This is a genomic window from Streptomyces sp. NRRL S-337 (genome assembly GCF_000720175.1).
GTDB lineage: Bacteria > Actinomycetota > Actinomycetes > Streptomycetales > Streptomycetaceae > Streptomyces > Streptomyces siderophoricus.
The window spans coordinates 52,838-78,622 of record NZ_JOIX01000030.1 but is presented as its reverse complement, the minus strand read 5'-3'; the positions used below and the strand labels follow the sequence as shown (position 1 = coordinate 78,622).

Here is a 25,785-nt window from a genome sequence, read left to right as displayed (position 1 = left end):
TGTTTACTGGATGGCATGAGTCACACTCTTGGGGTCCGCCAGGCCCAGAAACAGAAGACCCGTCAGGCGCTGCTCGACGCGGCGCTCGGCCTGTTGGCGGAGCAGAGCCTGAGCAGCCTGGGCCTGCGGGAGGTGACGCGGGTGGTGGGGATCGCCCCGGCCGCGTTCTACCGGCACTTCAAGGACCTGGGGGAACTCGGCGTCGCACTGGTCGAGGAGGCGCTCGGCAGCCTGCATGTGATGGTGCGGGCGATCCTCGCCGAACAGGACGGCGCCGAGGAACGGATAGACCGGACGGTCGCGGTCGTCGAGCGGCACGTACGGGCGTACCCGCTGCACATCCGGTTCATCGCCCGCGAGCGGCACGGCGGCGTACGGGCCGTACGGCAGGCCATCGCGGACGAACTCGACCGGTTCGCCGAGGAGGTCGCGGCGGCGCTCAAGTCCCAGCCGGTGTCGGAGGGATGGCGCGATGACGACATCCGGATGCTGGCCGAGCTGTACGTGGACCGGCTGGTCACGACGGCCGCGGCGCTGCTCGACGCCGACGAGGACGGGGCGCCCGGGGCCGCCGACCAGGTGGTGCTGACGGCGCGCCGCCAGCTGCGGCTGATCAGCATCGGGCGGCAGCACTGGCAGGAGGAGGGGGACCTCTCCTGAGGGTGCACCGTGGTCAGGCGCGGGCGGGGGTGACGCGGACGCGGTAGGTGCCGTCCTGGTTTTCCGTGAGGACGGTGACCGCGGCCCCGGTGGCGTGGTCGGTGTAGGTCTCGCCGGGGAGGAACGTCGCATCGGTCAGTTCCGGGTCGACGTAGGGGCTGTCCCGGTAGCAGCCGCCGCTGTGCGGGGTGGCGTCCACGATCCGGAGCGGGCCGCGGCCCGAGGGCACGTCGGTGGCGACACGGTAGATCAGGATGCCCGGCCGGCAGACCGCGGGTTCGAGCAGGCCGCGGCCGCGGGCCTCGACCACCAGGGCGGTGTGCGGCGAGGTCGGGATGACGACGATCTTGGTGCCGCCTGGCGTGGAGACCGGGGTGAGGGTGTGCTCGCCGGGCGTCCCGTGAGGCGGCGCGCAGTGCACCTGTTGGGGTGCCAGCCAGCCGAGCTTCCACTTGTGCCAGCCGACGAAGTCGTTGTTCGGTCCCCAGTCCTCGTCCATCGGGTCCCAGTGGCCCACCGGTGGCGGCGCCTGGCGGCCGTCCGTGTAGTAGAGGTCGGGCAGGCCGAAGCTGTGAGCGTTCTCGTGGTTGAGGACCCGGAAGGCGCTCAGGCCCGACTGCCGGCTCCAGATGAAGGACGCGTTCCGGAACGGCACCCCGTCGGCCGTCTTCATCCCCATGTCGCCCCCGCTGAAGGTGACGGACAGGACCGTACGGGTGGCGGGAGGCCCTGCATTGGGCGCCGCGATGATGTTGATGACGTCGTAGTCGCGGAAGTTGACGATCGGGTCGACGGCGCGCACGACCTCCTGCGACAGCGCGTGGTAACCGCCGTCCGAGGCCGGGTCGAAGTTGGTGCCGCGCTGGATGCCGTACGCCGCCAGCGGCCGGGACATCCGGATCCACCGGAACAGCGGCATCGGCAGGTAGGTCAGCCTGCCGTACGAGCTGGTGCGGAAGAAGTCCGTGGTGGCCGGGAAGAACTCGGCGAAGCGGGCGCTGGCCGGCATCGTGGCGCGGGCGTCCGGGAAGTCGATGAAGAGCGTCAGGGCCCGTACGACGCCGGACGAGCGGGCGAAACCGGCGGGGGTGTCGGCCGATTCGGCGACGTCGTTGTCGATGCCGTGCAGCGCGCAGGGGCCGCTGGGCGGGGCGCCGGGCCCGGGAGGTATGGCCACGGCGTTGGGGGGTGAACCCAGCGCTATGGCCGCCGCCGCGGTGGCCGCGCCGGCGGCCAGCACCGCGGATACCTTGAGCTTCATAACGATCACCTTGGAGCGCCGGGTGATCGCTCGCGCGCGGAGTTACATCAATCGGAGGCACCGGGCCACCCGGGGGCAGCGGGGGCAGCGGGGGCAGCCGGGGCACTGGGGACGCGAGGGGTGCGAGGGGCGGGCGGCGCGCGCCGCACCGTGAGCCTGCCGCACGGTGTGCTTGCCGAGCCGCACACTTGCCGCCCCGTGTGCTTCAGGTCACATGCTGACGTGAAATATCCGGGGAGCGGTTCCCCGTTTAACCAGTCGTCCGACGGAAACGGGGAGGCTCACCCCGGTTGGTCGGAGTCACTGGAGTGCGACGTCGGAAGTCGGAAGGGGTGAGTCGGATGGCCGTGGGCGTCGGCGCCACGAGCGCCAAGACGGCGAAGTGCGGTGCGTCGTCACCCCGACTGCGTGCCGACGCGGTGCGCAATCGGGAGCGGATCATCGCGGCCGCCCGCGAGACGATGGTCGAGTTCGGGGCCGATGTCCCCTTCGATGAAATCGCTCGACGCGCGGGGGTCGGCAATGCGACGCTTTATCGTCACTTCGCGGATCGCCTGGAGTTGATCCACCACGTCACGCTCTCCGTCATGTCCCGTACCGCGGACCAGGCGGAATCCGTCCTTGCCGAGGAGTCCGATGCCTTCCGAGCGCTGAGGCGCTTCGTCCACGCTGCGGTGGAGGAGAAGATCGGGGCGCTGTGCCCCCTGCTCTCCGACGGCGTCGACCGTGACCACCCCGATCTGCTCGCCGCGCGCGATCGCCTGGAGGCGGCCGTCGAGGCCCTCATGGGCGCGGCGCGCGACAGCGGTCAGCTGCGCACCGACATCGCCGTCGGTGATCTGATGGTCGCGATCACCCAGCTCACCCGGCCGCTGCCGGGCAGCTCCTGTGTCGATTTCGACAAGTTCGTCCACCGGCACCTGCAGCTGTTCCTGGACGGCCTGCAGGCGCCCGCCCGTTCCGAACTCCCCGGCTGTGCCGCCACGTTGGAGGACCTCAGGCGCCGGAAGCCCTGACGCGCCACACCTCCTCGCACCGCCCGTTACCTCCCCTCACCTTCTCTCTTTGCCGTCCCGTTCTGCTTGACCCGTTCCGTCCCGTCCCGTTCTTCGCTCCTGTTCGCTCACGCCCCACTAGGTGGATCCCGCCATGCCTGAAACCGTCCCCTCCGTCGATCCCCGGCGCTGGAAAGCGCTGATATTCATCGCCCTCGCCCAGCTGATGGTCGTCCTCGACGCGACCATCGTGAACATCGCGCTGCCCTCCGCCCAGAAGGACCTCGGCATCACCGACGTCAACAAGCAGTGGGTGATCACCGCCTACGCGCTGGCCTTCGGCGGGCTGCTGCTGTTCGGTGGGCGGGTCGCCGACCTGTGGGGCCGGAAGCGGACCTTCATCACCGGGCTGGCCGGATTCGCGCTCGCCTCCGCGCTCGGCGGGGCCGCGGCCAACGAGGGCGTGCTGCTCGGCGCACGGGCACTGCAGGGCGTCTTCGGCGCGCTGCTGGCGCCCTCCGCCCTCTCCCTGCTCGCCGTGACCTTCACCGAGGCCAGGGAGCGCGCCAAGGCGTTCGGCATCTTCGGTGCGATCGCCGGTGGTGGCGGCGCCGTGGGGCTGATCCTCGGCGGTGTGCTCACCCAGTACATGAACTGGCGCTGGACCTTCTTCGTGAACATCCCGTTCGCCGTGGTTGCCGCGACCGGTGCCTACCTGGTCATCCGGGAGCCCGCGGACAGCCGCAACCCCTCCCGGCTGGACATCCCGGGCGTCGTCCTGGCCACGCTCGGTCTGGTCTCGCTGGTCTACGGGTTCACCCGCGCCGAGTCCGACGGCTGGCTGGCCGGCCCGACGCTCGGACTGTTCGCCGCGGCCGCCGTGCTGCTGCTGACCTTCGTCCTGGTCGAGTCCAAGGTCAAGGCCCCGCTGCTGCCGCTGCGGGTGGTCACGGACCGGAACCGCGCGGGCGTCTACGCCTCGTTGGGCCTGGCCGTGATCGGCATGTTCGGTCTCTTCCTCTTCCTGACCTACTACCTGCAGATCGTGAAGGGCTACACCCCGGTGACGACCGGCCTGGCCTTCCTGCCGATGATCGTCGGCATGATCACCGGCTCGACGCAGATCGGCGCCCGGCTGATGACCCGGATCCGGCCGCGGCTGCTGATGGCCCCCGGCTTCGTGGTGGCCGCGACCGGCATGCTGGTGCTGACCCAGATCGACCTGGACACGTCCTACCCGGCGCTGATCCTGCCCGGCTTCCTGCTGATGGGCCTCGGCATGGGTACGGCGTTCATGCCCGCGATGTCGCTGGCCACCCACGGGGTCCAGCCGCGCGACGCCGGTGTCGCCTCCGCGATGGTCAACACCTCGCAGCAGGTGGGCGGCGCGATCGGAACGGCCCTGCTGAACACGATCGCGGCGAGCGCCACCACGGCGTACGCCACCTCGCACGCGGCCGGTGCGCGCTCCCGCGACCTGCTCAAGCTGCAGGCGATGGTGCACGGCTACACCTCCGCGATCTGGTGGGCGGTCGGCATCCTGCTGCTGGCCGGCGCGATCGCCTTCACCCTCATCAACACGGGGCGTCCGGGCGCCGGTTCGCCGGTGGCCTCCTCGGCCGACGGCAAGCACGCGGCCGAGGACGTGGACGAGGTCCCGGTTCCGGTGATGGCCCACTGAGGCGCTCCGCGCCGACACCCACCGACGCGGCGGCGCTCGACTCTTACCGGACTCCTACGTGCCGCTTACCTCGCTCGGACGGGTGACCCACCCCTACGGGGGCGGGCCCGGCTTCCGGACGCTTCCGAGGGCGCCGGCTTTCCCCGGCTTCGCTGAACGGTCAGCGGAGCCAGGGGAGGTCGGCGCCTTGGGGTTGCAGTCCTTCGGTCATCACCTGGCAGATTTCGGCCAGGTGGCCGACCTGCTCCGGCGACAGGCGGTCGAAGATCGCGGCGCGGACGGCGGCGACGTGTCCCGGGGCGGCCTTCTCCAGCATCCGCATGCCCTCGTCCGTGAGGTACGCGTTCTGGCCGCGCTTGTCGGACGGGCAGTTCTCGCGCCGCACCCAGCCGTTCTTTTCCAGGCGGGCGATCGCGTGCGAGAGCCGGGAACGGGTGATCTTGGCGTTCTGGGCCAGCTCGGTCATCCGCATCCGGCGCCGCGGTGCCCGGGAGAGCTGGACGAGCAGCCCGTAGTAGACATGCGGCATTCCGGCGTCCCGCTGCAGCTGACGGTCGAGGTGGTCCTCCAGGAGCGTGGTGGCGTGGAGGTAGCACTGCCAGGCGAATTGCTCCTCGTCACTGAGCCAACGCGGCTCGACTGCGGGTTCGTTGCTCATACCATCCACTCTCTCACCGCTCGGAGAGTTATTTAAATTTTAACAACGTCGGGGTTAGACTGAAACCTGACGCTTGAAGATTCAAGTAATTGGTCTGCGGTGGCCGGATGTCTCTGTATCACCGACTATCGCCAGTGTGACGCCGTGGAGATGTGATGTCCGTAATGCCGGCTCTCTACCTCAGCCATGGTGCGCCCCCGCTCGCCGACGACCCGTTGTGGCCGGGCCAACTGGCCGCCTGGTCCGCGCAGCTGCCGCGCCCGAAGGCGGTGCTGATCATCTCCGCGCACTGGGAGGCGGCCCCGATCGCCCTCGGCGCCACCGAGACCGTGCCGCTCGTTTACGACTTCTGGGGATTCCCGCGCCACTACTACGAGGTCCGGTACCCCGCGCCCGGTGCGCCACAGCTGGCCGAGCGCATACGGAAGACGCTGCGGACCGCGGGCACCCCGGTGGTGGACATCCCCGCCAGGGGGCTCGACCACGGCGCGTACGTTCCGCTCGTCGAGATGTACCCGGACGCCGATGTTCCGGTTCTCCAGGTCTCGATGCCCACGCTCGATCCGCGCCTCCTGTACGAGACCGGCCGCCGGCTCGCCCCACTACGCGACGAGGGCGTACTGATCGTCGGCAGCGGGTTCTTCACCCACAACCTGGCGGCGCTGCGGCAGTCCCACGACGGCACGCCCGCCTGGTCGGCGGAGTTCGACGACTGGGGGCGGCAGGCCCTGGAGGCCCAGGATCTCGATGCCCTCTTCGACTTCGTCCACAAGGCACCGGCCGGGCGGCTGGCGCATCCGCGCACCGAGCACTTCGCGCCGCTGTTCGTGACCCTGGGGGCCGCGGACGCCCAGGGGCAGCTGGACAGCGGGCGGAGTGTGATCGACGGGTTCTGGATGGGGCTGGCGAAGCGGTCGCTGCAGTACGGCTGACGGCCGAGCGGACCCGGCTGAAGGCCTCGTCCGGTCAGTCGTCCACGTCGATCAGCGCCACGGCGTTCAGGGCCGCCGACAGGGCGCGGGTGTCGCCGTCCTCGGAGGCCGCGGCCACGTCCAGCGCGGTGTCGGCGAACTTGATCGCATGCTCGTTCCCGTTGGCGATCGCCCGCGCGAAGACCTCCTCCGGGGTGAGGGAGCCGGCGTCCGGGGCCCGGCGCGGGGTGTCCGCGGCGTAGATGGCGGTGATCGCCGAGGTGGCCGCCCAGGCCACCGTGAAGGAGGGCGCCCACAGGTGCTGGGGGAGCGCGGGCAGGATGCGCAGGACCGCGTTGGGCGCGGTGGCGGCGTGGACCAGCATGATGCCGTTCCCGTGGCCGTAGTCGCCGTAGTTGAGGGTGGCGGCCCGGACGAGCGCGGCCAGGCCCTCCCGTGCGGCCTCCGGGTCCTCGGGGACGTGCAGCGACTCGGTCGTCGTCAACCACCCGTGGGTCTCTGGGAGTTGGGCGTATCCCTGGACCGGCACCACCCGCTGGTCGGCAATACGGGGAACGGCTGCGAGGGCCTCGGCCGGGGTGGCGCGGCCCGTGGGGCGTACGGCGGTGGGGAGCAGCAGGTGCCGGGCGGCCCAGTAGCCGAGGGCGTGCGCGAACTCCGCCAGCCGCGGCGCGTTCTCACCCTCCGTCAGGAGGCTGCGGACGGCGTGGCCCAGGCGGATGACCGGGTGGGTGGCGGCGCCCGCGATACCGGGGAGCAGCCGCGGCCACCACTCGGCGAGGACGTCCCGCCAGGTCTGTTCGGCGACCCGCGTGGTGAAGTACGCGGTCCAGTCGGTGACCCGGTCGGTCTCGCCGAGTGCCTGCTGCCAGTTGGCGTCGGTGATGGGCGCCTTGGCGACCGGTACGTCCTCCAGCTTGTGCTCGTAGGTGTCGAGCCAGCGGTGGACGGTGCGGGCCTGGCCGTTGCGGACCATCGCTTCGATGGCCATCGGACCGTGGTTGCTCAGAAATCCCTTGAATTCGGGGCCGGATGCGTGCAGGCGCTGTAACGCCTCGTCGAGTGTGCCGCTCGTCGTTTCCATGGAGCGAGGCTAGGTCGGCCGCGGGCGGGAACGTAACGGGCTTTCGGCTTACGGCGCTGGTCGTAAGGCTGTGGGCGCGGGGGATGGAGGCACGGGCACGGGGGTGAGCGACCGCGGTCGGGGTGATTGTCAGTGGCCGGTGGCACGCTGAAGTCAGTGGCGGATCGGCTGGCAGGAGCGCCGATCCATCCGGCACGGAAATCCCGACAGGAGGTGTCGGGTATCGGGGGGAGAGTGACGTCATGAGCGACGGCATCAGTGACGGCATCAGCGGTATGAGTGGCGGCATCAGCGACGGCATGAGTGGCGGCATGACGAGTCGAAGTGGCGCGGTGATCGCCGGGGTCGCCTGGTCGGTGGTCGAGGAGGCGGCGCCCGAGTTGGCCGGCCGGGTGCGGGCGCGTTTCGCGGCGGACCGGCACCACGTGCTGGCCACGCTCCGGAGGGACGGCGCTCCGCGACTCAGCGGCCTGGAGGCGGACTTCCGGGACGGGGAGCTGTGGCTGGGGATGATGAACGGCTCGCGCAAGGTCCTGGACCTGCGGCGCGATCCCCGCTTCTCGCTCCAGGCCAATCCGGGGCAGGACGCCGAGGTGCCGGAGCTGGGGGACGTACGGGTGTCCGGGCGGGCGGTCGAGGTGACCGACCCCGAGCTGATCGCGCGCTATGCCGCGGAGGTGCGTCCGCCCGAGCCGTTCCAGCTGTTCCGGGCGGAGGTGACCGAGGTGGTGCGTACGTCCATCGAGAGTCCGTATGTGGTGGTGGAGACCTGGTCGCCGGGGCGGCCGCTGCGCACGATACGGCGGACGTCGGAGGACGCGACGCTGACGATCAGTTGACGTTGCGGGGCCAGGTGTTGCGGGTGTGGGTGAGGTCTGAGGCCATGCCCCCCCGTGCAGGTGGCGGGGTCAGTGTGTGGCGGCGGGCAGGCGGCGGCGGTGGGTGTCCTGCGCCTCGTGCGGGCGGTGCCGGCCGTGTGGTTCGCGGGCGCTGTGGGCGCGGAAGAGGTAGAGAGCGGAGATGAACATGATCCCGCCCATGACGAACCCGAAGATGCACGACTTCAGCAGTGACTCGCCGCCCAGGCTGTACACCCAGCCCATCGACAGCCCGAAGAGTGCGCCGTAGGAGAGCGCCCGGGTCTCGGTGAGCATGGACGACTGGTAGCGCGCCACCAGCAGCCCGAGGACGCCGCTGACCACGGCCGCGGCCACTCCGTACAGCAGGGCCGGTCCGCCCTTGATGCCGGCGGTGTGGGTGCGGAAGATCGTGAACAGGCCGAAGGCGAGCGCCGCGATGAGCGGCCAGGTGACGGTGGCCGGGACGCGCTCGGCCATGGCCGCCAGGCGTGAGGTCCCCGAGCTGTCGGAGGCCCGTTCCGCGGAGCCGGGGTGGGGGCCGGCGGTGGCTCCGTGTTCACCCTCGACCGTGCCGTGTGAGCGGGCGGCCCTCGCGCCGTGCCGGCGTGCGTGCTGGTCCATGGCGGGCTCCTCTCGATCGCCCCGCTGGTCCTGGGCCCGCGTTCCCCGGACCCACTCCCGTATGCCGGCGTGCCCAGGCGTCTTCCTGCCTGCCGGGCACGTCTTCTGTCCAGGCGACACCCGGGCGGCCGCCGCGTCAACCGGAGCAGCGAAGGGGCCCTACGGCCGGAGCGGCGAAACGGCCTTACGAGGTGTTCTCACAGGGTGTCCTTACGAGGCGTCCTCACCAGGCGTCCTCGCTAGGAGTCCTCACGGGGGCGTGCTCACGAGGTCCTCAGCCGGACATGTCTCAGCCGAGGTCCTTCTGGTACCAGGCCACGTCCCAGTAACGGCCGAATTTGCGGCCCACCTCCGTGTACGTACCGAGGTGCCGGAAGCCGAAGCGGGTGTGCAGGCGGACGGACGCCTCGTTCGGCCGGGTGATGCCCGCGTAGGCGCGGTGCACGTCCTCCTTGGCCAGCGCCTCGAACAGGGCCTCGTAGAGGAGCGTGCCGACGCCGCGGCCCGCGGCCTCCGGCGCGCAGTAGATGGTGACCTCGACGGACGGGGCGTAGGCCGCCTTGGGACGGAAGGGGCTGCTGGTCGCGTAGCCGAGGAGCGGACCCTCCGGGTCCCCGCCCGGCCCGTTGTGGGTGTTTTTTCCCCGTTCTGCGGGTAGCTGCGCAACCAGAAGGCGGTGGGGGCCGTCTTGAGGGTGGGAGAGCAGCCAGGGGCGGCGCTCCTCCGGGGTGAAGGGCTCCAGGTCGAAGGTGGTCGGAGTCTCACGGATGTAGTGGTTGTAAAGATCCGTAAGGGCCGGAAGGTCCGCCTCGACGCCCGCCCTGACCTGCACTTCCCCTTGCCCGAACGGCATACGACCTCCCTCGCTGCGGGCGCAGGGTACTGCATGATCAGAAAAATAGCCGCGCCGTGTGGGAATTCTGTCCGGATTCCAGCCGTTGTTTCCTTCGGACGGGCCACTCGGCAAGCATCGCAGTCGATGCCCTACCGGTATCGGCGCACGTCAGCCGGTGCGACGCGGCATGTCGCACCGCACACGTCGCAGCACGTCGGTGCACCAACCGGCCCGCCCCACCGTCCCGCGACCGACTCATCGCAAAGGGAGCACACGCATGGCAACCCGTGCCGTCGCCCGTCGTCAGGAAAGCACCAGCGCTTCTGACGGGGCCAACAGTGTTCGCGCCGTAGGCGGGGAGATCGCCGACCGCGACCTGGTCGGCATGTACCTCGACGAGATCGCGCGTACGCCCCTGCTCGACGCCGCCAAGGAGGTCGAGCTGTCCCAGACCATCGAGGCGGGCGTCTACGCCCAGCAGATCCTGGACGGTGAGGTGACCGACGGCAATGCCGCCGGTGCCAGCCGCGAGGAGCTGGAGGCGCTGGCCGCGGAGGCCGCCAAGGCCAAGGACGTCTTCATCCGCTCCAACCTGCGGCTGGTCGTCGCGGTGGCGCGCCGCTACCCGCGCGCCGGACTCCCCCTGCTCGACCTGATCCAGGAGGGCAACGCGGGCCTGGTGCGGGCCGTGGAGAAGTTCGACTACGCCAAGGGCTTCAAGTTCTCGACGTACGCCACGTGGTGGATCCGCCAGGCGATCACCCGCTCCATCGCCGACCAGTCGCGCACCATCCGGCTGCCCGTGCACCTCGTCGAGGAGCTGGGCCGGATCCGCCGGGTGCAGCGCGAGTTCAACCGCGAGAACGGCCGCGACCCGGAGCCCGAGGAGGTCGCCGGCGAGCTGGGCACCACGCCCGCCCGCGTCACCGACGTACTGGACTGGGCCCGCGACCCGGTCAGCCTGAACATGTCGGTGGACGACGACGGCGACACCCAGTTCGGCGACCTGCTGGAGGACACCTCCGCGGCCTCGCCCGAGCAGTCCGTCCTCACGCTGCTGCGCAGCGAGGAGCTGGAGGACCTCATCGACCGCCTCGACCACCGCACCGCGTCGATCATCAAGGCGCGCTACGGCATCGAGGACGGCCGCGAGCGCACGCTGACCGAGGTCGGCAAGCAGCACGGCCTCACCCGCGAGCGGATCCGGCAGATCGAGAAGCACGCGCTGCTGGAGCTGAAGCGGATGGCGCACGACACGGGGTTCGACGCGGCCGCGTAACCCCGACCGACCCCGGTAACCCCTCCCCGGCAAGCAGGACGAGCCCTGGCGCCCTTCGCGGCGTCGGGGCTCGCTTTTTTGTTGCGGCGCCCGGTTGCTTGGTGCGGGTGCGGGTGCGGGTGCGGGTGCGGGTGCGGGTGTGGGTGTGGGTGTGGGTGTGGGTGCAGGTGCAGGCGTGGGGGCCGAGCGGGCGCGGCCCCTGCCCCCGCCCCTGCCCGCCGGGGCCCGCCCCTGCTACTGGGGTGCCCCCCGTCGATGTCTGTTTGAGTCCGACCGACGCCCGAGTCTGTTTACTTAGCCATCATGTGGGCGTAGCATCACAGAGAAACCACAGGTTCGGGCAGGGAAACGGACATAAACGCGATGTACGCACCGGAGCGGCAGCAGGAGATCCTGAGACTGGCCCGTGAGAGCGGGCGGGTCGATGTGCTCTCGCTCGCCGAGGAGTTCCAGGTCACCGCCGAGACCGTTCGGCGCGACCTGAAGGCGCTGGACCGGGCCGGTCTGGTGCGCAGGGTGCACGGCGGCGCCATCCCGGCCGGCCGGCTGGACTTCGAGCCGGACCTCGCCGAGCGGGACGGCGTCGCCGCCGACGAGAAGGTGCGCATCGCCCGCGCCGCCCTCGCCGAGCTCCCGGGCAGCGAGAACGGCGAGCACGGCGGTGGCGCCCCCCGCGACCGAGGTTTCGGCAGCGTGATCCTGGACGCCGGTACCACGGCCGCCCGGTTCGCCGCCGAGATCCCGCTGGAGGCCGAGCTGACCGTCGTCACCCACGGCCTTCCGGTGGCCGCGCGGCTGGCCGACCACCCCGGGCTGACCCTGCACCTCGTAGGCGGCCGGATCCGGCACCGTACCCGGGCCGCGGTCGACGACTGGGCGCTGCGCGCCTACCGCGAGATCAACGCCGACGTGCTGTTCCTGGCGACCAACGGCTTCTCCCTCGACGGCGGGCTGACCACCCCCGACCTGGCGGAGGCCGCGGTCAAGCGGGCGCTGATCCGCGCCGCCCGCCGGGTCGTCCTGCTCGCCGACTCCGGCAAGTTCGAGCAGCGGCACTTCGCCCGCTTCGGCGACCTCTCGGACGTGGACCTGCTCATCACCGACACCGGGCTGAGCCCCGACGACGCCCTCGCCATCGAGCGCGCGGGCACGGAAGTAGTACGCGCATGACCCCCTCCGAGACACCCATGCCCCCCTCCGAGACGCTCACGGCCCCCTCCGAGACGCCCGTGAGCCCCTCGAAGGCGCCCATGATCCTCACCGTCACGCCCAACCCCAGTCTGGACCGGACGTACGAGATCCCGGCGCTGGACCGCGGGGCCGTGCTCCGGGCCACCGCGGACCGGATCGACCCCGGCGGCAAGGGCGTCAACGTCTCCCGGGCGCTCACCGCCGCCGGGCACCGCACCCTCGCCGTACTGCCCCTGGGCGGCCCCGCGGGTGCGGCGCTGGCCGCGCTGCTGAACGGGGAGGGGATCGAGGTGGTGGGCGTACCGGTGGCCGGCCAGACCCGTTCCAACATCTCGGTCGCCGAACCCGACGGCACCCTCACCAAGATCAACGCGACCGGTCCCGAGCTGTCCGCCGACGAGTCGGAAGCGCTGCTCGCGACGGTCGGCGAGCGGTCGGCGGGCGCCGGCTGGATCGCCTGCTGCGGCAGCCTGCCGCGCGGCCTGGCGCCCGAGTGGTACGCGGAGCTGGTCGCCCGGGCGCACGGCGCCGGGGCCCGGATCGCCCTGGACACGTCCGGCCCGTCGCTGACCGCCGCCCTGCGCGAACGGCCGGACGTCGTCAAGCCGAACGCCGAGGAGCTGGCACAGGCCGTCGGCCGCCCGCTCGCGACCGTGGGCCAGGCGGTCAAGGCCGCCGAGGAGCTGCGGGCGCGCGGTGCGCGGGCGGTACTCGCCTCCCTGGGCGCGGACGGCCAGCTGCTGGTCGACGAGGACGGCACCCACTTCGGCAGCGCGCCGGTCGCCGCCGTCCGCAGCAACGTGGGGGCCGGCGATGCGTCACTGGCCGGATTCCTCGCGGCCGGCGGTAAGGGGAAGGCCGCGCTGGCCGCCGCGGTGGCGCACGGCGCGGCCGCCGTCCAACTGCCCGGCAGCCAGATGCCGACCCCGCGGGATCTCGCTCCCGCGGCGGTCATGACCACCGATGACGTGCCGTACGACCGGCCGCTGACGGAGCCGGTGTCATGAACGGGCGGACGGGCGTCATCAAGAACCGGGGGAGCGGGAGCAGTAGCCGGGGGAGCGGAAGCAGGGCGGTGGCAGCCGCGGAGTGTGTGCGCGTGCTGCGGTCCGCCGACGAGTTGTTCGCGAGGGTCGGTCGCCCGGCAGGCGCTCGGGCCGGTACGGAAGGGAGCCCGCGATGAGCGAGCTGATCACCGCGGAACTGGTCGATCTCGACCTGTCCGCAGACACCAAGGACGCCGCCGCACGGTCGCTGGCCGAGCGGATGGTCGCGTCCGGTCGCGTCACCGACCTGGAGGGTTTCCTCGCGGACGTGGCCGCGCGCGAGGCCCAGATGCCGACCGGACTGGACGGCGGGATCGGGATCCCGCACTGCCGCAGCGCGCACGTCACCGAGCCGACGCTGGCCTTCGGGCGGAGTGCCGCCGGAATCGACTTCGGGGCGCCGGACGGCCCGGCCGACCTGATCTTCCTGATCGCGGCCCCGGCCGGCGGCGACGCGGACCACCTGTCGATCCTCTCCACCCTCGCCCGCCACCTGATGGACGAGTCCTTCACCGGAGCCCTGCGCTCCGCCACCGAGCCGGGCCGCACGGCGGCGCTGATACGGGGCGAGACACCGGAGGAGCCGGGGGAGGCCGCTGCGGCGGAGGAGCCGACGGCCGCTCGGGAGCCGGAGCCCGCAGCCGCCCCGGAGCCGGAGGCCGCCCCAGAAGCCGCTCCGAAGCCGGAGACCCCCGCAGCCCCCGAAACCCCCCCCGCCCCGACTCCCACTCCCACCCCCGCCCCCTTCCGCCTCATCGCCATCACCTCCTGCCCCACCGGCATCGCGCACACCTACATGGCCGCCGAGGCGCTGGAGAAGGCCGGACGGGCCGCCGGAGTCGAGGTGTTCGTCGAGACGCAGGGCTCGGCCGGGTTCAAGCGGCTCGATCCGCAGGTCGTGGCCGACGCGGACGGCGTGATCTTCGCCCATGACGTCGAGGTACGGGACAGGGAGCGGTTCGCCGGCAAGCCGATCGTCGACGTCGGGGTGAAGGCGGGCATCAACCGCCCCGCCGAACTCATCGCGGAGGTACGGGAGAAGGCCGCCCGGGGCGAGACCGGTGAGATCGGCGGGACCGGCACCGCCGCGCGGGCCGCCGTGCCACTGGACCGGGGCGCCGACGCCGCCGACGGCTACGCCACCCGCCTGCGCAAGTGGCTGATGACCGGCGTCAGTTACATGGTTCCGTTCGTCGCCGCCGGTGGTCTGCTCATCGCGCTCGCCTTCGCGATCGGCGGCTACACGATCAACAAGGCGCCGTCCGTCGCCGACCACTTCCTCTGGACCGAGTCCGCCAGCTGGGCGGCCCTGCTGTTCCAGATAGGCAGCGTCGCCTTCGGCTTCCTCGTCCCCGTGCTGGCCGGCTTCATCGCGTACGGCATGGCCGACCGGCCAGGGCTGGTCCCCGGGTTCGTCGGCGGGGCGATCGCGCTCACCATCAACGCGGGCTTCCTCGGCGGACTGATCGCCGGTCTCCTCGCGGGCGGGGTGGTGATGACGATCCAGCGCCTGAACGTCCCGGCACCGCTGCGCGGCATCATGCCGGTCGTGGTGATCCCGCTGTTGTCCTCGGCACTCGTCGGTTTCCTGATGTTCCTGGTGGTCGGCAAGCCGATCGCCGCACTGCAGAAGGGGCTGACCGACTGGCTGTCCGGCCTCTCCGGGGCCAACGCGATCATCCTCGGCGCGCTGCTCGGCCTCATGATGTGCTTCGACCTCGGCGGGCCGCTGAACAAGGTCGCCTACGCCTTCGCGGTCGGCGGTCTGGCCAACCCCAACGAGGGCAGCCTGAAGGTGATGGCGGCGGTGATGGCCGCCGGTATGGTCCCGCCGCTGGCGATGGCCCTGGCGACGACCGTCCGCGGGCGGCTCTTCACCAAGACGGAGCGGGAGAACGGCAAGGCGGCCTGGGTGCTCGGGGCGTCCTTCATCACCGAGGGCGCGATCCCCTTCGCGGCCGCCGATCCGCTGCGCGTCATCCCCTCCGTGATGGTCGGCGGCGCGGTCACCGGCGCCCTGTCGATGGCCTTCGGCTGCACCCTGCGGGCCCCGCACGGCGGCGTCTTCGTCGTCCCGCTGATCAGCCAGCCGCTCCTCTACCTGCTCGCCATCGCCGTCGGTACCTGCGTCAGCACCGCCCTGGTCCTCCTCCTCAAGACCCTCCGCAGGCCCACCCCCACCACCCCGGCCGAAACCCCGTCCCCCGACCACCCCGTCCCGGCCGCCGCCTGACCCTCCACCCCACCGGGGCCCGGGACCGCCACCACGGGCGGCCCGGGCCCCGGCCTGCTTGCCGCGGACTCTCAGCGCTCTCAGCGCCGGGCGCTGTGCCGCGGGGGAGTCGAACTCGCCCGCTGGGAGGCCTCCCGCTCCGTCACGATTTCCTGACGCTGTTCCTCCAGGTAGCTCCTGGCCTCGCGTTCGGCCGCCAGACGGTCGCTTTCCGACAGGGAATCCCAGCGCCGCTGAAAGGTCTCGAACCTTACGAGGAGGGACTCGTCCTGGGGAGCTTCCCGAATGGCCTCCCGGATCCCCTTGCGCCCCGACATCACGTCCCTGGCCATCTCCGTGAGCGGATCGCCCTCGTTGCCCCGGGAAAGATTCTGCATGATCTTCCTGAGCATCCTCGCCTTGGCCTCGTCGCGCGCCAGGCTCATGAACTCCTCGTCACCGACCTCGCGCTGCTCATTGCCATGCTGCACTGCACTCTCCCCTCTTCACCGACGCCCGTCTGCTACGCCACCGGGCTGTCGTAAGCCCGCCCCGGCACGGGGAAGTTGATGGTCTTGCTCTCGATCGACGCGCTGATGCCGCTCACGATTCCCACCGAGCCGTTGATCGCGGTCTGCAGGGCGCTGATGGTGGTGGTCAGTTTGGACCACATATTGATCATCGCGATGATTTCTCCGGCCACTGCACCTGCCGCGATGACCGGTCCGAACAGTGTAAAACTGGTTGAGGCCCCGGCCAGCGCCGTCAGTCCGACCAGGGCCGCGGTGTCGAGAATTCCACTGAGCAAATCGCCACACGCCTCGGCGGCATTCCAAACCTCTTCATAGGTTTTCTCGTAGTTCTCCTTCAGGGCGACGAAAGATTCTTTCATCTGGTCCAGGTCTCTGGCCAGGGTCTCGAAATAGATATACGCGGCGTCTGCGGCGTTTCCGCTCCAAGAGGAGTCCAGGGTCTTGTTTCCGGCCGCGATATTCTTCGACAGGTCCTCGCAGAAATCCCCCATGGCCTTCCACGCCTTGGCGCACTGGGCATATTCGACCCAGTCGCCGGCAATCAATTTCTTGGCCTCGTCGACAGGATTGAAGTCGAAGGCGAGCTCCAATCCTTTGCTGATCAACCAGGACGGACTCAATACGTCGCCGAACGACAGCAGATCCTTGACGACCCCGCCCTCCGGCTCGTCTTTGTCCGCGTCGACATGTGGTGCCACCAGGCGGCTGGTCGGCTCGGCCACGTCTGCGAATCCCATGCCTGTCCCCTCGTCCGCTGCTTGCTCACCGCTTGGACGCCGGGTATGTGGCGTCCATCTTCCGGGATTCCTCCCGGTCCGTAGTGTCGTAATGCCTCGCAGATTTCAGCAATTCTTCCGAAGAGCTGGCCAGGATTTTGTGCAGCGCCTTCATGGTGTTCTGGACGCGCCCTACGACGTCTTCGTGTCCGCCGCCCCACAGCTGCGCCACCGTTGAAATCGGGCCCACGTCAGAAGCGAACATCTCGCAAGAACGTTTGATGTAGTCCCGCGCCTCTTCCACGTCATCGGCCGCTCGCTGTACTTGCTTGCCGAATGCGTTCAAATCGTCCGGTTCGACCGAAAATTCCACGCGTGCCCTTTTGGTTTACTCTTGACTCGAATATTGCCCGCTGTTAGTTTGTAGCGATGATAAGGAATTTCGGTGGCAGTGGCAATGATCTACCGCCTTTGGAGCCCGCCAACCCGGCCGACGAATATCTGCAGCGACAGGTGCGTGGTTGGTCGTACCTCCCCCTGGCCTTCGGGGTGCTCATCCCTTGGATGTGGCTGTATTTCGCGTTCGCCTATGGGCTGCGCAAGGACCTTCCCGTGCTCGCGGCGGTGGTGATGCACGCGGGGTTGGGGCTCGTCTGGTACGGGCGGCGGGCCTCGCGGCGGGCGCTGGTACTGGTCGGGGTGGGGTGTTATCCGCTCGCCGTGGGGTTGTGTCTGCTGTTGCAGGACGTGCTCTGACGGGGGTGAAGGAGTGGGCGCCGGCTCTGGATTCCGCGCCTCACTCACCTGAAAGTAAGTCGGCCACCTCCAGGTAAGTACGCACTGAAAAGTGGGTACTTGTTCCTGCTTTTGCCTGGGTCAAGACTGAGCGACGGATCGAGAGATCGAGAGAGCGAGAGATCGCGAGTACCCAGGTGGAGGGGGAGTTCTGTCGTGTCGGTGGAGAAGACCGGTGTTGCGGTGCTGGGGCTGGGGAGCATGGGGAGTGCGCTGGCCGGGGCGTTGGTGGCGGGCGGGCATGCGGTGCGGGTGTGGAACCGTACGCCGGGGAGGGCCGGGGAGCTCGTTGCGCGGGGGGCGCGGGAAGCCGGGTCGGTGGCCGAGGCGGTGGACGGCTGTGACGTCGTGATCGTCTGCATCCTGGATTACGGCGATGTCGGGCCGCTGCTGGAACAGGCCGGCGGGCTGGCGGGGTTGCAGGGGCGGGTGGTGGTCAATGTGACCAACGGGTCGCCCGAGGAAGCCCGGGAGATGGCGGAGCGGGTGACCGCGCTCGGGGGCGAGTACCTCGACGGCGGCATCATGGCCGTACCGGAGATGCTGGCGACGCCGCAGGCGTTCGTGCTGTACAGCGGGTCCCGGACGGCCTTCGACACGCACCGGGGGCTGCTGGACGCGTTCGCGCGGAGCGTCTACCTGGGGGAGGAGCCCGGGCTCGCACCGCTCAATGATCTTGCGCTGCTGAGCGGGATGTACGGGATGTTCGGCGGCTTCGCGCACGCCGCGGCGTTGATCCGCTCGGCGGGCGGGTCGGTTACCGGCTTCACGAGCACGTTGCTGGTGCCCTGGATCCAGGCGATGGCCGGCAGCTTGCCCGCGATGGCGGAGCAGATCGATTCCGGCGACTACTCGGTCACCGGGTCGCCGCTGGCCATGCAGGTCTCGCACGACGCCCTCGGGGACGTCTCGCGGGCGCAGGGGGTGAGCCCGGAGCTGTGGGCACCGGTGCTGGCGCTGATGGAGCGGCGGGTGGCGGACGGCCACGGGAGCGAGGGGTTCGCGGGGGTGGTGGAGCTGTTGATGCGGTAGAGCCCCTGGGGCTGCCTGCCCACGTACCTGGCGGTCCCGTCCCGTTGGGGGGCGGGAAGACGGTGGGTGGGGGCGGGCCTGCGAGCTGGTGGGTAGCAAGCGGTGGCCGGCCCCTTCCGGGACCGGCCACCGCTTTGCTTGGTGGGGGCGCGTGTCAGGTCGCGCTGCCTGCCTTCCAGTCGGACCAGGAGAGGTTCCAGCCGTTGAGGCCGTTGTCCGGCTGGACCATCTTGTCGTGGGAGTTCTTCACGATGACGACGTCGCCGACCAGCGACTCGTTGAAGAACCACTTGCCGGGGGTGTCGCCCCCGCCGCCCTTGCTGTCGCGCAGGCCGACGCAGCCGTGGCTGGTGCCGGAGTTGCCGAAGACGGACGGGGAGCCCCAGTAGTTGCCATGGATGAAGGTGCCGGACGACGACAGCCGCATGGCGTGCGGGACGTCCTTGATGTCGTACTCACCGCCGAAGCCGACCGTCGAGCCGTCCATCCGCGTCTGCTCGAACTTCTCCGAGATCACCATCTGGCCGTTGTAGGTGGGGTGCTCGGGGCTGCCGCCGGAGATCGGGACCCTCTTGAGGACCTTGCCGTCCCGCTTGACCGTCATGGTCTGGGTGTTCATGTCGACCGTGGAGACCTGCGAGCGGCCGATCGTGAAGGACACCGTCTTGGACTGCACGCCGGTGATGCCGTTGCCGCCCTTCACGCCGTCCAGGTCGATCTTCATGGTGACCTTGGAGCCGGCCTTCCAGTAGTCCTCCGGCCGGAAGTCCAGGCGCTGGGCGCCGAACCAGTGGCCGACGACCTCCTGGCCGCTGCTGGAGGTCACCTTGATGTGGGACTGGACGTCCTTCTTGTTGGTGATCACCTTGTCGAAGTTGAAGGACACCGGCATGCCGACGCCGACGGTCTTGCCGTTGTCGGGGGTGTAGGTGCCGATGAAGCTGTTGGCCGACGAGACGGTCGAGAAGGTGGCGTTCTCGGTGGCCGAACGGCCCTTGGCGTCCTTCGCGTTCGCCGTGATCTTGTACTTGGTGCCGCGCTCCAGCTGGACGCCGGGCTTCCAGGACGTGCCGTCGGCCGATATGGCGCCCGCCACGGTGGCGCCCGTGTCGGCGACGGTGAGCTTGACGTCGGTCAACTTGCCGCCGGTGACCTTCACACCGGTGTCGTTGATGCTGGCGTCGGTGGCGCCGTCCTTCGAGGAGACGGTGATCTTGGCGGCCGAGGCGTCCTTCTTGGCCGCGGCGTCCGCGCCCGCCTGGCCGTTCTTCCCGTCGTCGTTGCCCCCGGCCTCGGCGTCGCCGCCACAGGCCGACAGGGCCAGCGCACCCGCTGCGAGCAGGGCGGTCACCGCGAGCGTGCGACGCATCCGGCGGGTGCGGCGCGGGGCGCCGGTCACCTGCTGCTCGGCTGACGGGAACAGCTGGTGCGGGGTGCGGGACCGATCGGGCGCGGGGGTGTCCGGCGATGTCACGAGCTGCTCCATACAGGGGTGTTGTGTATTTCCGTGCTGGTAAACAGCATCTACGGGCAGATTTGGTTGCGGGTCAGGCCATGTTGTGACGAAGGTCACATTTCGGAAGGGAGGGGATGGTCGGCCGGTCCCGACAGCCAGGTTCGCAGCGCGGTGCCGTGTTCGTCCAGGCGGGGTGGGGCCGTCGGTGGCGTCACCGGCGTGTCCGAGAGCCGGAGCGGGCTGGTGACTTGGGGGATCCGGCCCTCGCCGACGGGGGTGACCGGGTCGAGTCCGAGCCGTCCGGCCAACTCCAAGGCCTGCGAGAGGGTGTTGACCGGGCCGCAGGGGACGGAGGCGGCGAGCAGGCGATCGGTCCAGTTCTCCGGGGTGTCGGAGGCCAGCCGATCCTCCAGCGCTTTGATGAGGTCTCTACGGTTTTGCACCCGGTCCTGGTTGCGCGCGAAGCGGGGGTCGTCGGCCAGCTCCGGGGCGCCCAGCGCCGTGGCCAGGGCCCGGAATTGGCGGTCGTTGCCCGCCGCCACCGCCAGCGGCCGCCCGTCCCGGCAGGCCAGCGTCTCGTACGGGGCGATGCTCGGGTGGCGGTTGCCCATCGGGCCCGGGTCGCGGCCGGTGGCCAGGTGGCCGGACGCCTGGTTGACCAGCGAACCGAGCAGGGACGACAGTAGATTGACCTCCACCAGCTGGCCCCGGCCGGTGCGGTCGCGGTGCCGCAGCGCGGCGAGGATGCCGGTCGTGGCGTCCTTGGCGGTCAGCACGTCCACCAGGGCGACCCCCGCCTTGAGGGGCGGGCCGCCGGGCTCGCCGGTGATGCTCATCAGCCCGCCGACGGCCTGCACGACGAAGTCGTAGCCGGGCAGCGAGGCCCCCGCGCCGGAGCCGAACCCGGTGATGGTGCAGTGCACCAGGCCCGGGTTGGCGGCGCGGGTGGCGGTGTGGTCCAGGCCGTATTTGGCGAGCGAGCCGGGGCGGAAGTTCTCGATCAGTACGTCGGCCCGCCGCGCCAGCTCGCGGGCCGCGGCCGCGTCGGCCGGATCGCCGAGGTCCAGGGCGAGCCCCCGCTTGGAGCGGTTGGCGGCGTCGAAGTACGCGGCCGTACGGCTCCGCTGAGCGCCGCCCTTGCTTCCTTCCGGGTCCTCGGGGCCGGAGTCCGGGCCGAACGGCGGGCCCCAGGCGCGGGTGTCGTCACCGGTGCCCGGCCGCTCCACCTTGATCACCTCGGCGCCGAGGTCGGCGAGCGTCGCGGCGGCCAGCGGGCCGGCCAGCACCCGGCTGAAGTCCGCGACGAGGACGCCGTCGAGGGCCCGGGCGGGCGGGGACGCGGGCGGGCGGGGCGGCTGCGGCACGGCGGTGCTCCTCACGTCGCGGGCGATGTGCCGCCATCGTGGGCGGCCCGCCGCACCGCGGGGAAGCGTCCGGGGTGTCCAAGGACACGTCCCCGACCCTGACGGGTCGGCCTCTTCGGTACGTATACGCAGTCGTACGGACCCGGAGGCCTGCCAGAAATGTAGCGAAATGTCATAGGAGATGCGTCACTTCGGGACTTAAGTCCCAAGATCCTCTGTTGTAACCGTGGATGCGTGGTGTCTACTGGCTCTAGCCCAGCGCCTCATACGTCCTGGAGGACCGCATGCTCCCCTCCGTATCGATTCTGCAGCAGATCGGCCTCGGCGTGCTCCTCGCGGTGGCCGTGCTTTGGGTCGTCGGCATCGTCAGACTGCTGCGGAACGGCCGGTACGAGGCGGCCATGCGGCGCGACCGGCACGAGATGCGGATGCGGTACGCGACGCCCGGCCCCGAGCGGCTCCCCGAACCGCCGGAGCTGCTCTGCTCGGTGCCCCGGCAGACCGGGCCGGCCGGGCCCCCGGCGGAGTGCGTGGAGCTGAGCGCCGCGGAGCGGGAGGCGTTCGAGGAGCTCGTCCGGCAGCTGACCAGCCGCAGCTGACCGGTGCCGCGGGGGCCGGATCCGGAACGGCCGGCCCCTGGGACGGGCGAGCGAGTGCCGGCCCGGTTCAGCGGACCGGGCCCAGCCTGAGCAGGGCCAGTGCGGCCAGCATCTGCACCGTCACCGACAGCGCCGACTTCCCCGTCGGCAGGTGGTGCTGGCCGCGTATCAGCAGCACCGCGAGGACGTAGCCGAAGCCCCAGGTCGTCCAGGTCGCGGCCTGGACGAAGGTGGCGTCGGTCGGCAGCCAGGCGACGATCGCCAGCCGCGGCAGGTCCGTCACCCAGAAGAGCACGATGAACAGGCTCGCGGTCGGCGCGAACCGTCCGCTGCCCCCGAGCGTGCGGGCTATCGCATGGGTCACCGCGCCCAGTGCCAGGCTCGCCGCCAGCACCCCGGCCTCGGCCAGCCCGACGAGCTGCAGCGCGGCCGAGCGGTCGGCCGCCCACTGGCCGCGGAACGCGTGCACCGACAGCACCCCGATGCCGCCGCTGATCAACGACAGCAGCACCGCCGCGCTCCACGCGCTGCGGTCCCGCGCCTCGTCCAGGACCTCCACCGGCCGGTACCAGAGCCCGAATATCAGCCGGTGCCACCACAGCCGGCGGCGTGGTGCGGGCGCTGCGGGCGCCTCGGGAGCCGGCTGGACGAGCGTGGGCGGCGGGTGTTGAGGAGGGCGGGAGGGGGGCGGTGCGGACATACCGCCGTTCTACCACCGGCCGAACCGGGGTGCGGCGGGGGCGTCGGGCGGGGCACAAGGGATACAGGTGAGACCCTCAGGAGGTGACCTTGCAGACTCCGGAGCACGACGAGGCGCACGGCGGCGGCCTCGGCAGCCGGCTCAACTGGCTGCGGGCGGCGGTGCTCGGCGCCAACGACGGCATCGTGTCCACGGCCGGGCTGGTCGTCGGGGTGGCCGGCGCGACCCAGGACCGCACGACTCTGCTGACGGCCGGTCTGGCCGGGCTGTTGGCCGGGTCGATGTCGATGGCGGCCGGCGAGTACGTCTCGGTGTCCACCCAACGCGACTCGGAGAAGGCGGCGCTGGCCCTGGAGCGGCGGGAGCTGGCGACCGCACCGCAGGCCGAACTGGTCGAGCTGACCGACCTGTTGGAGGGCAAGGGGCTGGAGCGGCAGCTCGCCCGCGAGGTCGCCGAGCAGCTCACCGAACACGACGCGCTGCGCGCGCACGCCGAGGTCGAGCTGGGCATCGACCCCGATGAACTCACCAACCCCTGGCACGCGGCCGCGGCCAGCTTCCTCGCCTTCACCGCCGGGGCGCTGCTGCCGCTGCTGGCGATCGTGCTGCCGCCCGCCGCGCACCGGCTGTGGATCACGGTGGTGGCGGTGCTGGTCGCGCTGGCGGTCTGCGGCTGGTCCAGCGCCCGGCTGGGTGCCGCGCCGCCCGGGCGCGCGGTACTGCGGAACGCCGGCGGCGGCGCACTGGCCATGGCGGTCACCTACGTGGCAGGAACCCTGCTGGGCGCCGCCGGCGCCTGACGCGACCGCTCCGGAAGGCCGCTCGGCCGCCCCCGTACAGGTCCCGGTACGAGGGGAGGCGGCCGTCCGTCCGGTTCACCGTCGCCCGGTGAAAACCGTCCGCACCCCGGTAGGTCGCTCGGCCGCCTTGGTGGCGGTCCGGGTACGAGGGGAGGCGGCTGCCCGCCCGGTTCACGCCCGCCCGCTGAAAACCCTCCGCACCCCGAAGGGGCGCTCAGCAACCCTCGTACAGGTCCCGGTACGAGGGGAAGTAGCCGCCGGGGCCGTCGACCGTCCGGGCGGTGAGTGCGGCCCGCACCACCGCGCGGGTCAGTACGTCCGCACCGGCGGCCAGTACGTCGTTCAGGGCACCGGCCTCCGCATGGACGCCGAAGGCGGGGTCGGTGGCGGCGGTCTCGTCGGGGAGCAGCGGGCGGGCCGCGGTGGACAGCGCGAAGACGGTGTCGCCGTCGGAGAGCAGGTGCACCGGGCGGAGCGCGCGGGCCAGCCCGTCGTGCGCGGTGCCGGCGAGTTTCTGGGCCTGGGCGCGGGTGAGCACGGCGTCGGTGGCGACCACGGCGAGGGTGGTGTTCAGCGGAGGGCGGACCGAGGCGGCGAAGCGGGCCGCGGAGGTCTTCCGGGCCTCGGCCAGGCGGCGGAGGGCGGCGGTGTGCACCTCGGGGTCGGGCGGGGTGGCGTGCGGCAGGCCGTAGAGGGCGCCGGTGCGGGGATCGGCGAACGAGCCCGCGGCGTTGACGGCGGCCAGCGCGGCAACCGTCACGCCCGAGGGAAGGACCGCGCTGGCGGTGCCGGTGCCGCCCTTGAAGCCGCCGGCCACGGCGCCGGTGCCGGCGCCCGTGTTGCCCTCGGCGACCGGCGCGCCGGGGCCGGTGGCCGCGGCGGCCTCGGCGGCCGCGCGGCCCAGGGCGGCGTCCGGGCGGGCCCGCCAGTCGCCGCCGCGGCCCAGGTCGAACAGTGCGGCGGCCGGGACGACCGGTACGACCTGGGCGGGGTCGGGGCCGACGCGGAAGCCGCGGCCGTGGTCCTCCAGCCAGCCGACGACACCGGACGCGGCGTCAAGACCGTAGGCGCTGCCGCCGGTCAGGACGACCGCCTCGATGCGCGGCACGAGATTGCGCGGGTCCAGCGCGTCGGTCTCCCGGGTGCCGGGGCCGCCGCCGCGCACGTCGACGGCCGCGACCACGCCGCCCTCCGGGGCGAGGACGACGGTGGTGCCGGTCAGCGCGCCCCCGCCGGTACGCCGGGCGTGGCCGACCCGCAGGCCGAGGACGTCGGTCAGCGCGTCCCGCGGCCCGGCGGGGAGCCCGGCGGCCGCGGCCTGCTCAGTAATGGGCCGGTCCCATCACGATGACCGGGTGCAGATCGGGGTCGAGGGTGCGCAGCAGCTCCCGCATCACCTTGGGCTTGAGGCTCACACAGCCCTGGGTCGGGCCGTCGTGGTCGACGTGCAGCCAGACGCCGCCGCCCTTGGAGTCGCCCCAGGGGCGGTGCGGGTCCAGCGGGGAGGTGCCGGGCTCGCGGTTGTAGTTGATGGCGATGACGTAGTCGAAGGCGCCGGCCAGCGGCTCGCCCTCCACACCGGTGCCGTCGGCGACGAAGCTGTCGTTGTGGTCGTAGGGGAGCTTGGTGCCGTCCGGGGCGGGCAGCCGGCCACCGGCGTCGGTGAGGGAGTAGACGCCGATGGGGGAGCGCAGATCGCCGTAGCGGTGGTCGTCGGTCCAGCCGTGGGCGGCGTTGTGCGCGGACCAGGTGGGGCCCGGCTCCCAGGTGTCGGAGTCCTCCGCGCGGGTGTAGAGGACGACCTGGGACTCGTAGGAGTCCATGCCCTTGCCGGTGACGACGAGCACCTGCCGGGAGTCGGCCGGTATCGCTTTGCGGGCCGCGTCGCTGAGGCCGGGGATGGGCTGGCCGGCCGGGACGCCGGGTGCGGCGTTCGGGGCGGATTTCGCCGCGGCGGCGGGCGTGCGTGGCGTGTCCGGGCCGGAAGCCATCGTGGACATGGTGCTCTTGGCGTCGGTCCGGCTTTCGTGGTCGTCACCCGATGCCGGCCACGCCCACAGGGCGGTGCCGACGAGCGTGGAGAGGGCGAGACCGCTCACGGCCTTGCTGCGCCGGGACAGTCTCGTCCGCGCGCGGGTCTGGGCGTGGCGGGCCATGTCTGGCGTCTCCTCAGGTACGGACGGTGGGCGTGCCCTCCGGGGCCTCCCGTAAGGGACTCCCCCTGTCATAAAAAGGGCAATCTGCACCCTACCGCGTCTGTGTCGGGGCGCCTCCGCTGGCCGGGGGGAAGCCGGGGGAACAACAGCGCGAGCTCCTGGGAAGTGGGATCCATTGGTGGGTAATTGACGGGGAATGGGCTGACGGGCGGCGCCGCCGGTGTTGCTGACCAGGGGCCCGGGGTGGGCCCGAAGATGGCCGGATCTGATGCGGAATCAGGGTGGTGCCCGGACAGGTACGGCCGTTCGGCACGCTTAT

26 protein-coding genes are annotated in these 25,785 nt (G+C 71.2%); 13 read left to right on the top strand and 13 right to left on the bottom strand.

Going from position 1 to position 25,785, the window contains the following annotated elements; translation table 11 throughout:
* Nucleotides 1-15: 15 nt before the first annotated feature.
* Nucleotides 16-660: a TetR family transcriptional regulator gene (locus IG62_RS0121685; protein WP_030805639.1), complete on the top strand. Its 645-nt coding sequence runs from the start codon at nt 16-18 to the stop codon at nt 658-660.
* 13 nt (nt 661-673) lie between these two features.
* On the opposite strand, the gene IG62_RS0121680 is transcribed toward IG62_RS0121685, so the two are convergent.
* Nucleotides 674-1,921 carry a M6 family metalloprotease domain-containing protein gene (locus IG62_RS0121680; protein ID WP_030805636.1) on the bottom strand — a complete coding sequence of 416 codons (1,248 nt, stop codon included), beginning with the start codon at nt 1,919-1,921 and terminating at the stop codon, nt 674-676.
* Between the two features lie 341 nt (nt 1,922-2,262).
* Here IG62_RS0121680 and IG62_RS0121675 point away from each other — a divergent pair, with 341 nt between their 5' ends.
* Both IG62_RS0121675 and IG62_RS0121670 read left to right on the top strand, forming a co-directional pair.
* A complete protein-coding gene (locus IG62_RS0121675; RefSeq protein ID WP_030805633.1) occupies nt 2,263-2,937 on the top strand; it encodes a TetR/AcrR family transcriptional regulator in 675 nt (224 codons plus the stop codon).
* Nucleotides 2,938-3,070: 133 nt separating this feature from the next.
* On the top strand, nt 3,071-4,597 hold the full coding sequence (locus IG62_RS0121670) for an MFS transporter (RefSeq protein ID WP_030805630.1): 1,527 nt from the start codon (nt 3,071-3,073) through the stop codon (nt 4,595-4,597).
* 160 nt (nt 4,598-4,757) lie between these two features.
* Here IG62_RS0121670 and IG62_RS0121665 read toward each other — a convergent pair whose 3' ends face one another.
* A complete protein-coding gene (locus IG62_RS0121665) occupies nt 4,758-5,255 on the bottom strand; it encodes a MarR family winged helix-turn-helix transcriptional regulator (RefSeq protein WP_030416731.1) in 498 nt (165 codons plus the stop codon).
* A 155-nt stretch (nt 5,256-5,410) separates the two neighbouring features.
* On the opposite strand from IG62_RS0121665, the gene IG62_RS0121660 reads away from it, so the two are divergent.
* A complete protein-coding gene (locus IG62_RS0121660) occupies nt 5,411-6,187 on the top strand; it encodes a dioxygenase (protein WP_030805625.1) in 777 nt (258 codons plus the stop codon).
* Between the two features lie 34 nt (nt 6,188-6,221).
* Here IG62_RS0121660 and IG62_RS0121655 read toward each other — a convergent pair whose 3' ends face one another.
* Nucleotides 6,222-7,271, bottom strand: a complete 1,050-nt coding sequence (locus IG62_RS0121655) for a questin oxidase family protein (RefSeq protein ID WP_030805621.1) — start codon at nt 7,269-7,271, stop codon at nt 6,222-6,224.
* Nucleotides 7,272-7,582: 311 nt separating this feature from the next.
* On the opposite strand from IG62_RS0121655, the gene IG62_RS0121650 reads away from it, so the two are divergent.
* Complete coding sequence (locus IG62_RS0121650) at nt 7,583-8,110, top strand: pyridoxamine 5'-phosphate oxidase family protein (RefSeq protein WP_234326672.1); 528 nt, start codon at nt 7,583-7,585, stop codon at nt 8,108-8,110.
* 69 nt (nt 8,111-8,179) lie between these two features.
* On the opposite strand, the gene IG62_RS0121645 is transcribed toward IG62_RS0121650, so the two are convergent.
* Together IG62_RS0121645 and IG62_RS0121640 are read right to left on the bottom strand one after the other, a co-directional pair.
* Complete coding sequence (locus IG62_RS0121645) at nt 8,180-8,752, bottom strand: hypothetical protein (protein WP_030805612.1); 573 nt, start codon at nt 8,750-8,752, stop codon at nt 8,180-8,182.
* Nucleotides 8,753-9,041: 289 nt separating this feature from the next.
* Entirely contained in the window at nt 9,042-9,605 is a 564-nt protein-coding gene (locus tag IG62_RS0121640; protein WP_030805610.1) for a GNAT family N-acetyltransferase, read from the bottom strand.
* Nucleotides 9,606-9,864: 259 nt separating this feature from the next.
* Here IG62_RS0121640 and IG62_RS0121635 point away from each other — a divergent pair, with 259 nt between their 5' ends.
* The 4 genes from IG62_RS0121635 (at nt 9,865) to IG62_RS0121620 (ending at nt 15,336) form a co-directional block, all read left to right on the top strand.
* Entirely contained in the window at nt 9,865-10,866 is a 1,002-nt protein-coding gene (locus tag IG62_RS0121635; RefSeq protein ID WP_030805608.1) for a sigma-70 family RNA polymerase sigma factor, read from the top strand.
* Nucleotides 10,867-11,229: 363 nt separating this feature from the next.
* Complete coding sequence (locus IG62_RS0121630; protein ID WP_030805606.1) at nt 11,230-12,036, top strand: DeoR/GlpR family DNA-binding transcription regulator; 807 nt, start codon at nt 11,230-11,232, stop codon at nt 12,034-12,036.
* 80 nt (nt 12,037-12,116) lie between these two features.
* Nucleotides 12,117-13,064 carry a 1-phosphofructokinase gene (gene pfkB, locus IG62_RS0121625; RefSeq protein WP_030805604.1) on the top strand — a complete coding sequence of 316 codons (948 nt, stop codon included), beginning with the start codon at nt 12,117-12,119 and terminating at the stop codon, nt 13,062-13,064.
* Between the two features lie 172 nt (nt 13,065-13,236).
* On the top strand, nt 13,237-15,336 hold the full coding sequence (locus IG62_RS0121620) for a PTS fructose transporter subunit IIABC (RefSeq protein WP_030805602.1): 2,100 nt from the start codon (nt 13,237-13,239) through the stop codon (nt 15,334-15,336).
* A gap of 80 nt (nt 15,337-15,416) precedes the next feature.
* Here the strand turns inward: IG62_RS0121620 and IG62_RS0121615 are convergent, their stop codons facing one another.
* From IG62_RS0121615 to IG62_RS0121605, 3 genes are read right to left on the bottom strand one after another with little or no spacing between them, the layout of a single operon-like run.
* A complete protein-coding gene (locus tag IG62_RS0121615; protein ID WP_051798388.1) occupies nt 15,417-15,806 on the bottom strand; it encodes a hypothetical protein in 390 nt (129 codons plus the stop codon).
* 32 nt (nt 15,807-15,838) lie between these two features.
* The gene (locus tag IG62_RS0121610; RefSeq protein ID WP_030805598.1) at nt 15,839-16,585 is read right to left on the bottom strand and encodes a hypothetical protein; all 747 of its coding nucleotides are present in this window, start codon (nt 16,583-16,585) and stop codon (nt 15,839-15,841) included.
* 25 nt (nt 16,586-16,610) lie between these two features.
* A complete protein-coding gene (locus tag IG62_RS0121605) occupies nt 16,611-16,937 on the bottom strand; it encodes a type VII secretion target (RefSeq protein WP_078872136.1) in 327 nt (108 codons plus the stop codon).
* A 56-nt stretch (nt 16,938-16,993) separates the two neighbouring features.
* On the opposite strand from IG62_RS0121605, the gene IG62_RS0121600 reads away from it, so the two are divergent.
* Both IG62_RS0121600 and IG62_RS0121595 read left to right on the top strand, forming a co-directional pair.
* Nucleotides 16,994-17,320 (top strand): hypothetical protein, encoded by a 327-nt coding sequence (locus IG62_RS0121600; protein ID WP_158795072.1) that lies wholly within the window; start codon nt 16,994-16,996, stop codon nt 17,318-17,320.
* A 195-nt stretch (nt 17,321-17,515) separates the two neighbouring features.
* Nucleotides 17,516-18,391 carry an NAD(P)-binding domain-containing protein gene (locus tag IG62_RS0121595; protein ID WP_030805592.1) on the top strand — a complete coding sequence of 292 codons (876 nt, stop codon included), beginning with the start codon at nt 17,516-17,518 and terminating at the stop codon, nt 18,389-18,391.
* Between the two features lie 154 nt (nt 18,392-18,545).
* Here the strand turns inward: IG62_RS0121595 and IG62_RS0121590 are convergent, their stop codons facing one another.
* Nucleotides 18,546-19,877, bottom strand: a complete 1,332-nt coding sequence (locus IG62_RS0121590) for a L,D-transpeptidase (protein ID WP_030805590.1) — start codon at nt 19,875-19,877, stop codon at nt 18,546-18,548.
* Nucleotides 19,878-19,960: 83 nt separating this feature from the next.
* A complete protein-coding gene (locus tag IG62_RS0121585; protein ID WP_030805588.1) occupies nt 19,961-21,211 on the bottom strand; it encodes a CaiB/BaiF CoA transferase family protein in 1,251 nt (416 codons plus the stop codon).
* Between the two features lie 284 nt (nt 21,212-21,495).
* Here IG62_RS0121585 and IG62_RS0121580 point away from each other — a divergent pair, with 284 nt between their 5' ends.
* Nucleotides 21,496-21,810, top strand: coding sequence for a hypothetical protein (locus IG62_RS0121580; protein WP_030805585.1), 315 nt, complete (start codon nt 21,496-21,498; stop codon nt 21,808-21,810).
* Nucleotides 21,811-21,877: 67 nt separating this feature from the next.
* Here the strand turns inward: IG62_RS0121580 and IG62_RS0121575 are convergent, their stop codons facing one another.
* Nucleotides 21,878-22,510: a YIP1 family protein gene (locus tag IG62_RS0121575; RefSeq protein ID WP_234326661.1), complete on the bottom strand. Its 633-nt coding sequence runs from the start codon at nt 22,508-22,510 to the stop codon at nt 21,878-21,880.
* An 83-nt stretch (nt 22,511-22,593) separates the two neighbouring features.
* On the opposite strand from IG62_RS0121575, the gene IG62_RS0121570 reads away from it, so the two are divergent.
* On the top strand, nt 22,594-23,310 hold the full coding sequence (locus IG62_RS0121570; RefSeq protein ID WP_030805579.1) for a VIT1/CCC1 transporter family protein: 717 nt from the start codon (nt 22,594-22,596) through the stop codon (nt 23,308-23,310).
* Nucleotides 23,311-23,524: 214 nt separating this feature from the next.
* Here the strand turns inward: IG62_RS0121570 and IG62_RS0121565 are convergent, their stop codons facing one another.
* Together IG62_RS0121565 and IG62_RS0121560 are read right to left on the bottom strand one after the other, a co-directional pair.
* On the bottom strand, nt 23,525-24,640 hold the full coding sequence (locus tag IG62_RS0121565; RefSeq protein WP_030805575.1) for a P1 family peptidase: 1,116 nt from the start codon (nt 24,638-24,640) through the stop codon (nt 23,525-23,527).
* Nucleotides 24,633-25,466, bottom strand: coding sequence for a L,D-transpeptidase family protein (locus tag IG62_RS0121560; protein ID WP_030805571.1), 834 nt, complete (start codon nt 25,464-25,466; stop codon nt 24,633-24,635). Before IG62_RS0121560 ends, IG62_RS0121565 begins: the two co-directional genes overlap by 8 nt.
* Nucleotides 25,467-25,785 lie beyond the last annotated feature (319 nt).

Coding starts and splice junctions, on each gene's coding strand:
- IG62_RS0121685 (WP_030805639.1), top strand. CDS start 16: ATGAGTCACACTCTTGGGGTCCGCCAGGCCCAGAAACAGAAGACCCGT.
- IG62_RS0121680 (WP_030805636.1), bottom strand. CDS start 1,921: ATGAAGCTCAAGGTATCCGCGGTGCTGGCCGCCGGCGCGGCCACCGCG.
- IG62_RS0121675 (WP_030805633.1), top strand. CDS start 2,263: ATGGCCGTGGGCGTCGGCGCCACGAGCGCCAAGACGGCGAAGTGCGGT.
- IG62_RS0121670 (WP_030805630.1), top strand. CDS start 3,071: ATGCCTGAAACCGTCCCCTCCGTCGATCCCCGGCGCTGGAAAGCGCTG.
- IG62_RS0121665 (WP_030416731.1), bottom strand. CDS start 5,255: ATGAGCAACGAACCCGCAGTCGAGCCGCGTTGGCTCAGTGACGAGGAG.
- IG62_RS0121660 (WP_030805625.1), top strand. CDS start 5,411: ATGTCCGTAATGCCGGCTCTCTACCTCAGCCATGGTGCGCCCCCGCTC.
- IG62_RS0121655 (WP_030805621.1), bottom strand. CDS start 7,271: ATGGAAACGACGAGCGGCACACTCGACGAGGCGTTACAGCGCCTGCAC.
- IG62_RS0121650 (WP_234326672.1), top strand. CDS start 7,583: ATGACGAGTCGAAGTGGCGCGGTGATCGCCGGGGTCGCCTGGTCGGTG.
- IG62_RS0121645 (WP_030805612.1), bottom strand. CDS start 8,752: ATGGACCAGCACGCACGCCGGCACGGCGCGAGGGCCGCCCGCTCACAC.
- IG62_RS0121640 (WP_030805610.1), bottom strand. CDS start 9,605: ATGCCGTTCGGGCAAGGGGAAGTGCAGGTCAGGGCGGGCGTCGAGGCG.
- IG62_RS0121635 (WP_030805608.1), top strand. CDS start 9,865: ATGGCAACCCGTGCCGTCGCCCGTCGTCAGGAAAGCACCAGCGCTTCT.
- IG62_RS0121630 (WP_030805606.1), top strand. CDS start 11,230: ATGTACGCACCGGAGCGGCAGCAGGAGATCCTGAGACTGGCCCGTGAG.
- pfkB (WP_030805604.1), top strand. CDS start 12,117: ATGATCCTCACCGTCACGCCCAACCCCAGTCTGGACCGGACGTACGAG.
- IG62_RS0121620 (WP_030805602.1), top strand. CDS start 13,237: ATGAGCGAGCTGATCACCGCGGAACTGGTCGATCTCGACCTGTCCGCA.
- IG62_RS0121610 (WP_030805598.1), bottom strand. CDS start 16,585: ATGGGATTCGCAGACGTGGCCGAGCCGACCAGCCGCCTGGTGGCACCA.
- IG62_RS0121600 (WP_158795072.1), top strand. CDS start 16,994: ATGATAAGGAATTTCGGTGGCAGTGGCAATGATCTACCGCCTTTGGAG.
- IG62_RS0121590 (WP_030805590.1), bottom strand. CDS start 19,877: ATGGAGCAGCTCGTGACATCGCCGGACACCCCCGCGCCCGATCGGTCC.
- IG62_RS0121580 (WP_030805585.1), top strand. CDS start 21,496: ATGCTCCCCTCCGTATCGATTCTGCAGCAGATCGGCCTCGGCGTGCTC.
- IG62_RS0121575 (WP_234326661.1), bottom strand. CDS start 22,510: ATGTCCGCACCGCCCCCCTCCCGCCCTCCTCAACACCCGCCGCCCACG.
- IG62_RS0121560 (WP_030805571.1), bottom strand. CDS start 25,466: ATGGCCCGCCACGCCCAGACCCGCGCGCGGACGAGACTGTCCCGGCGC.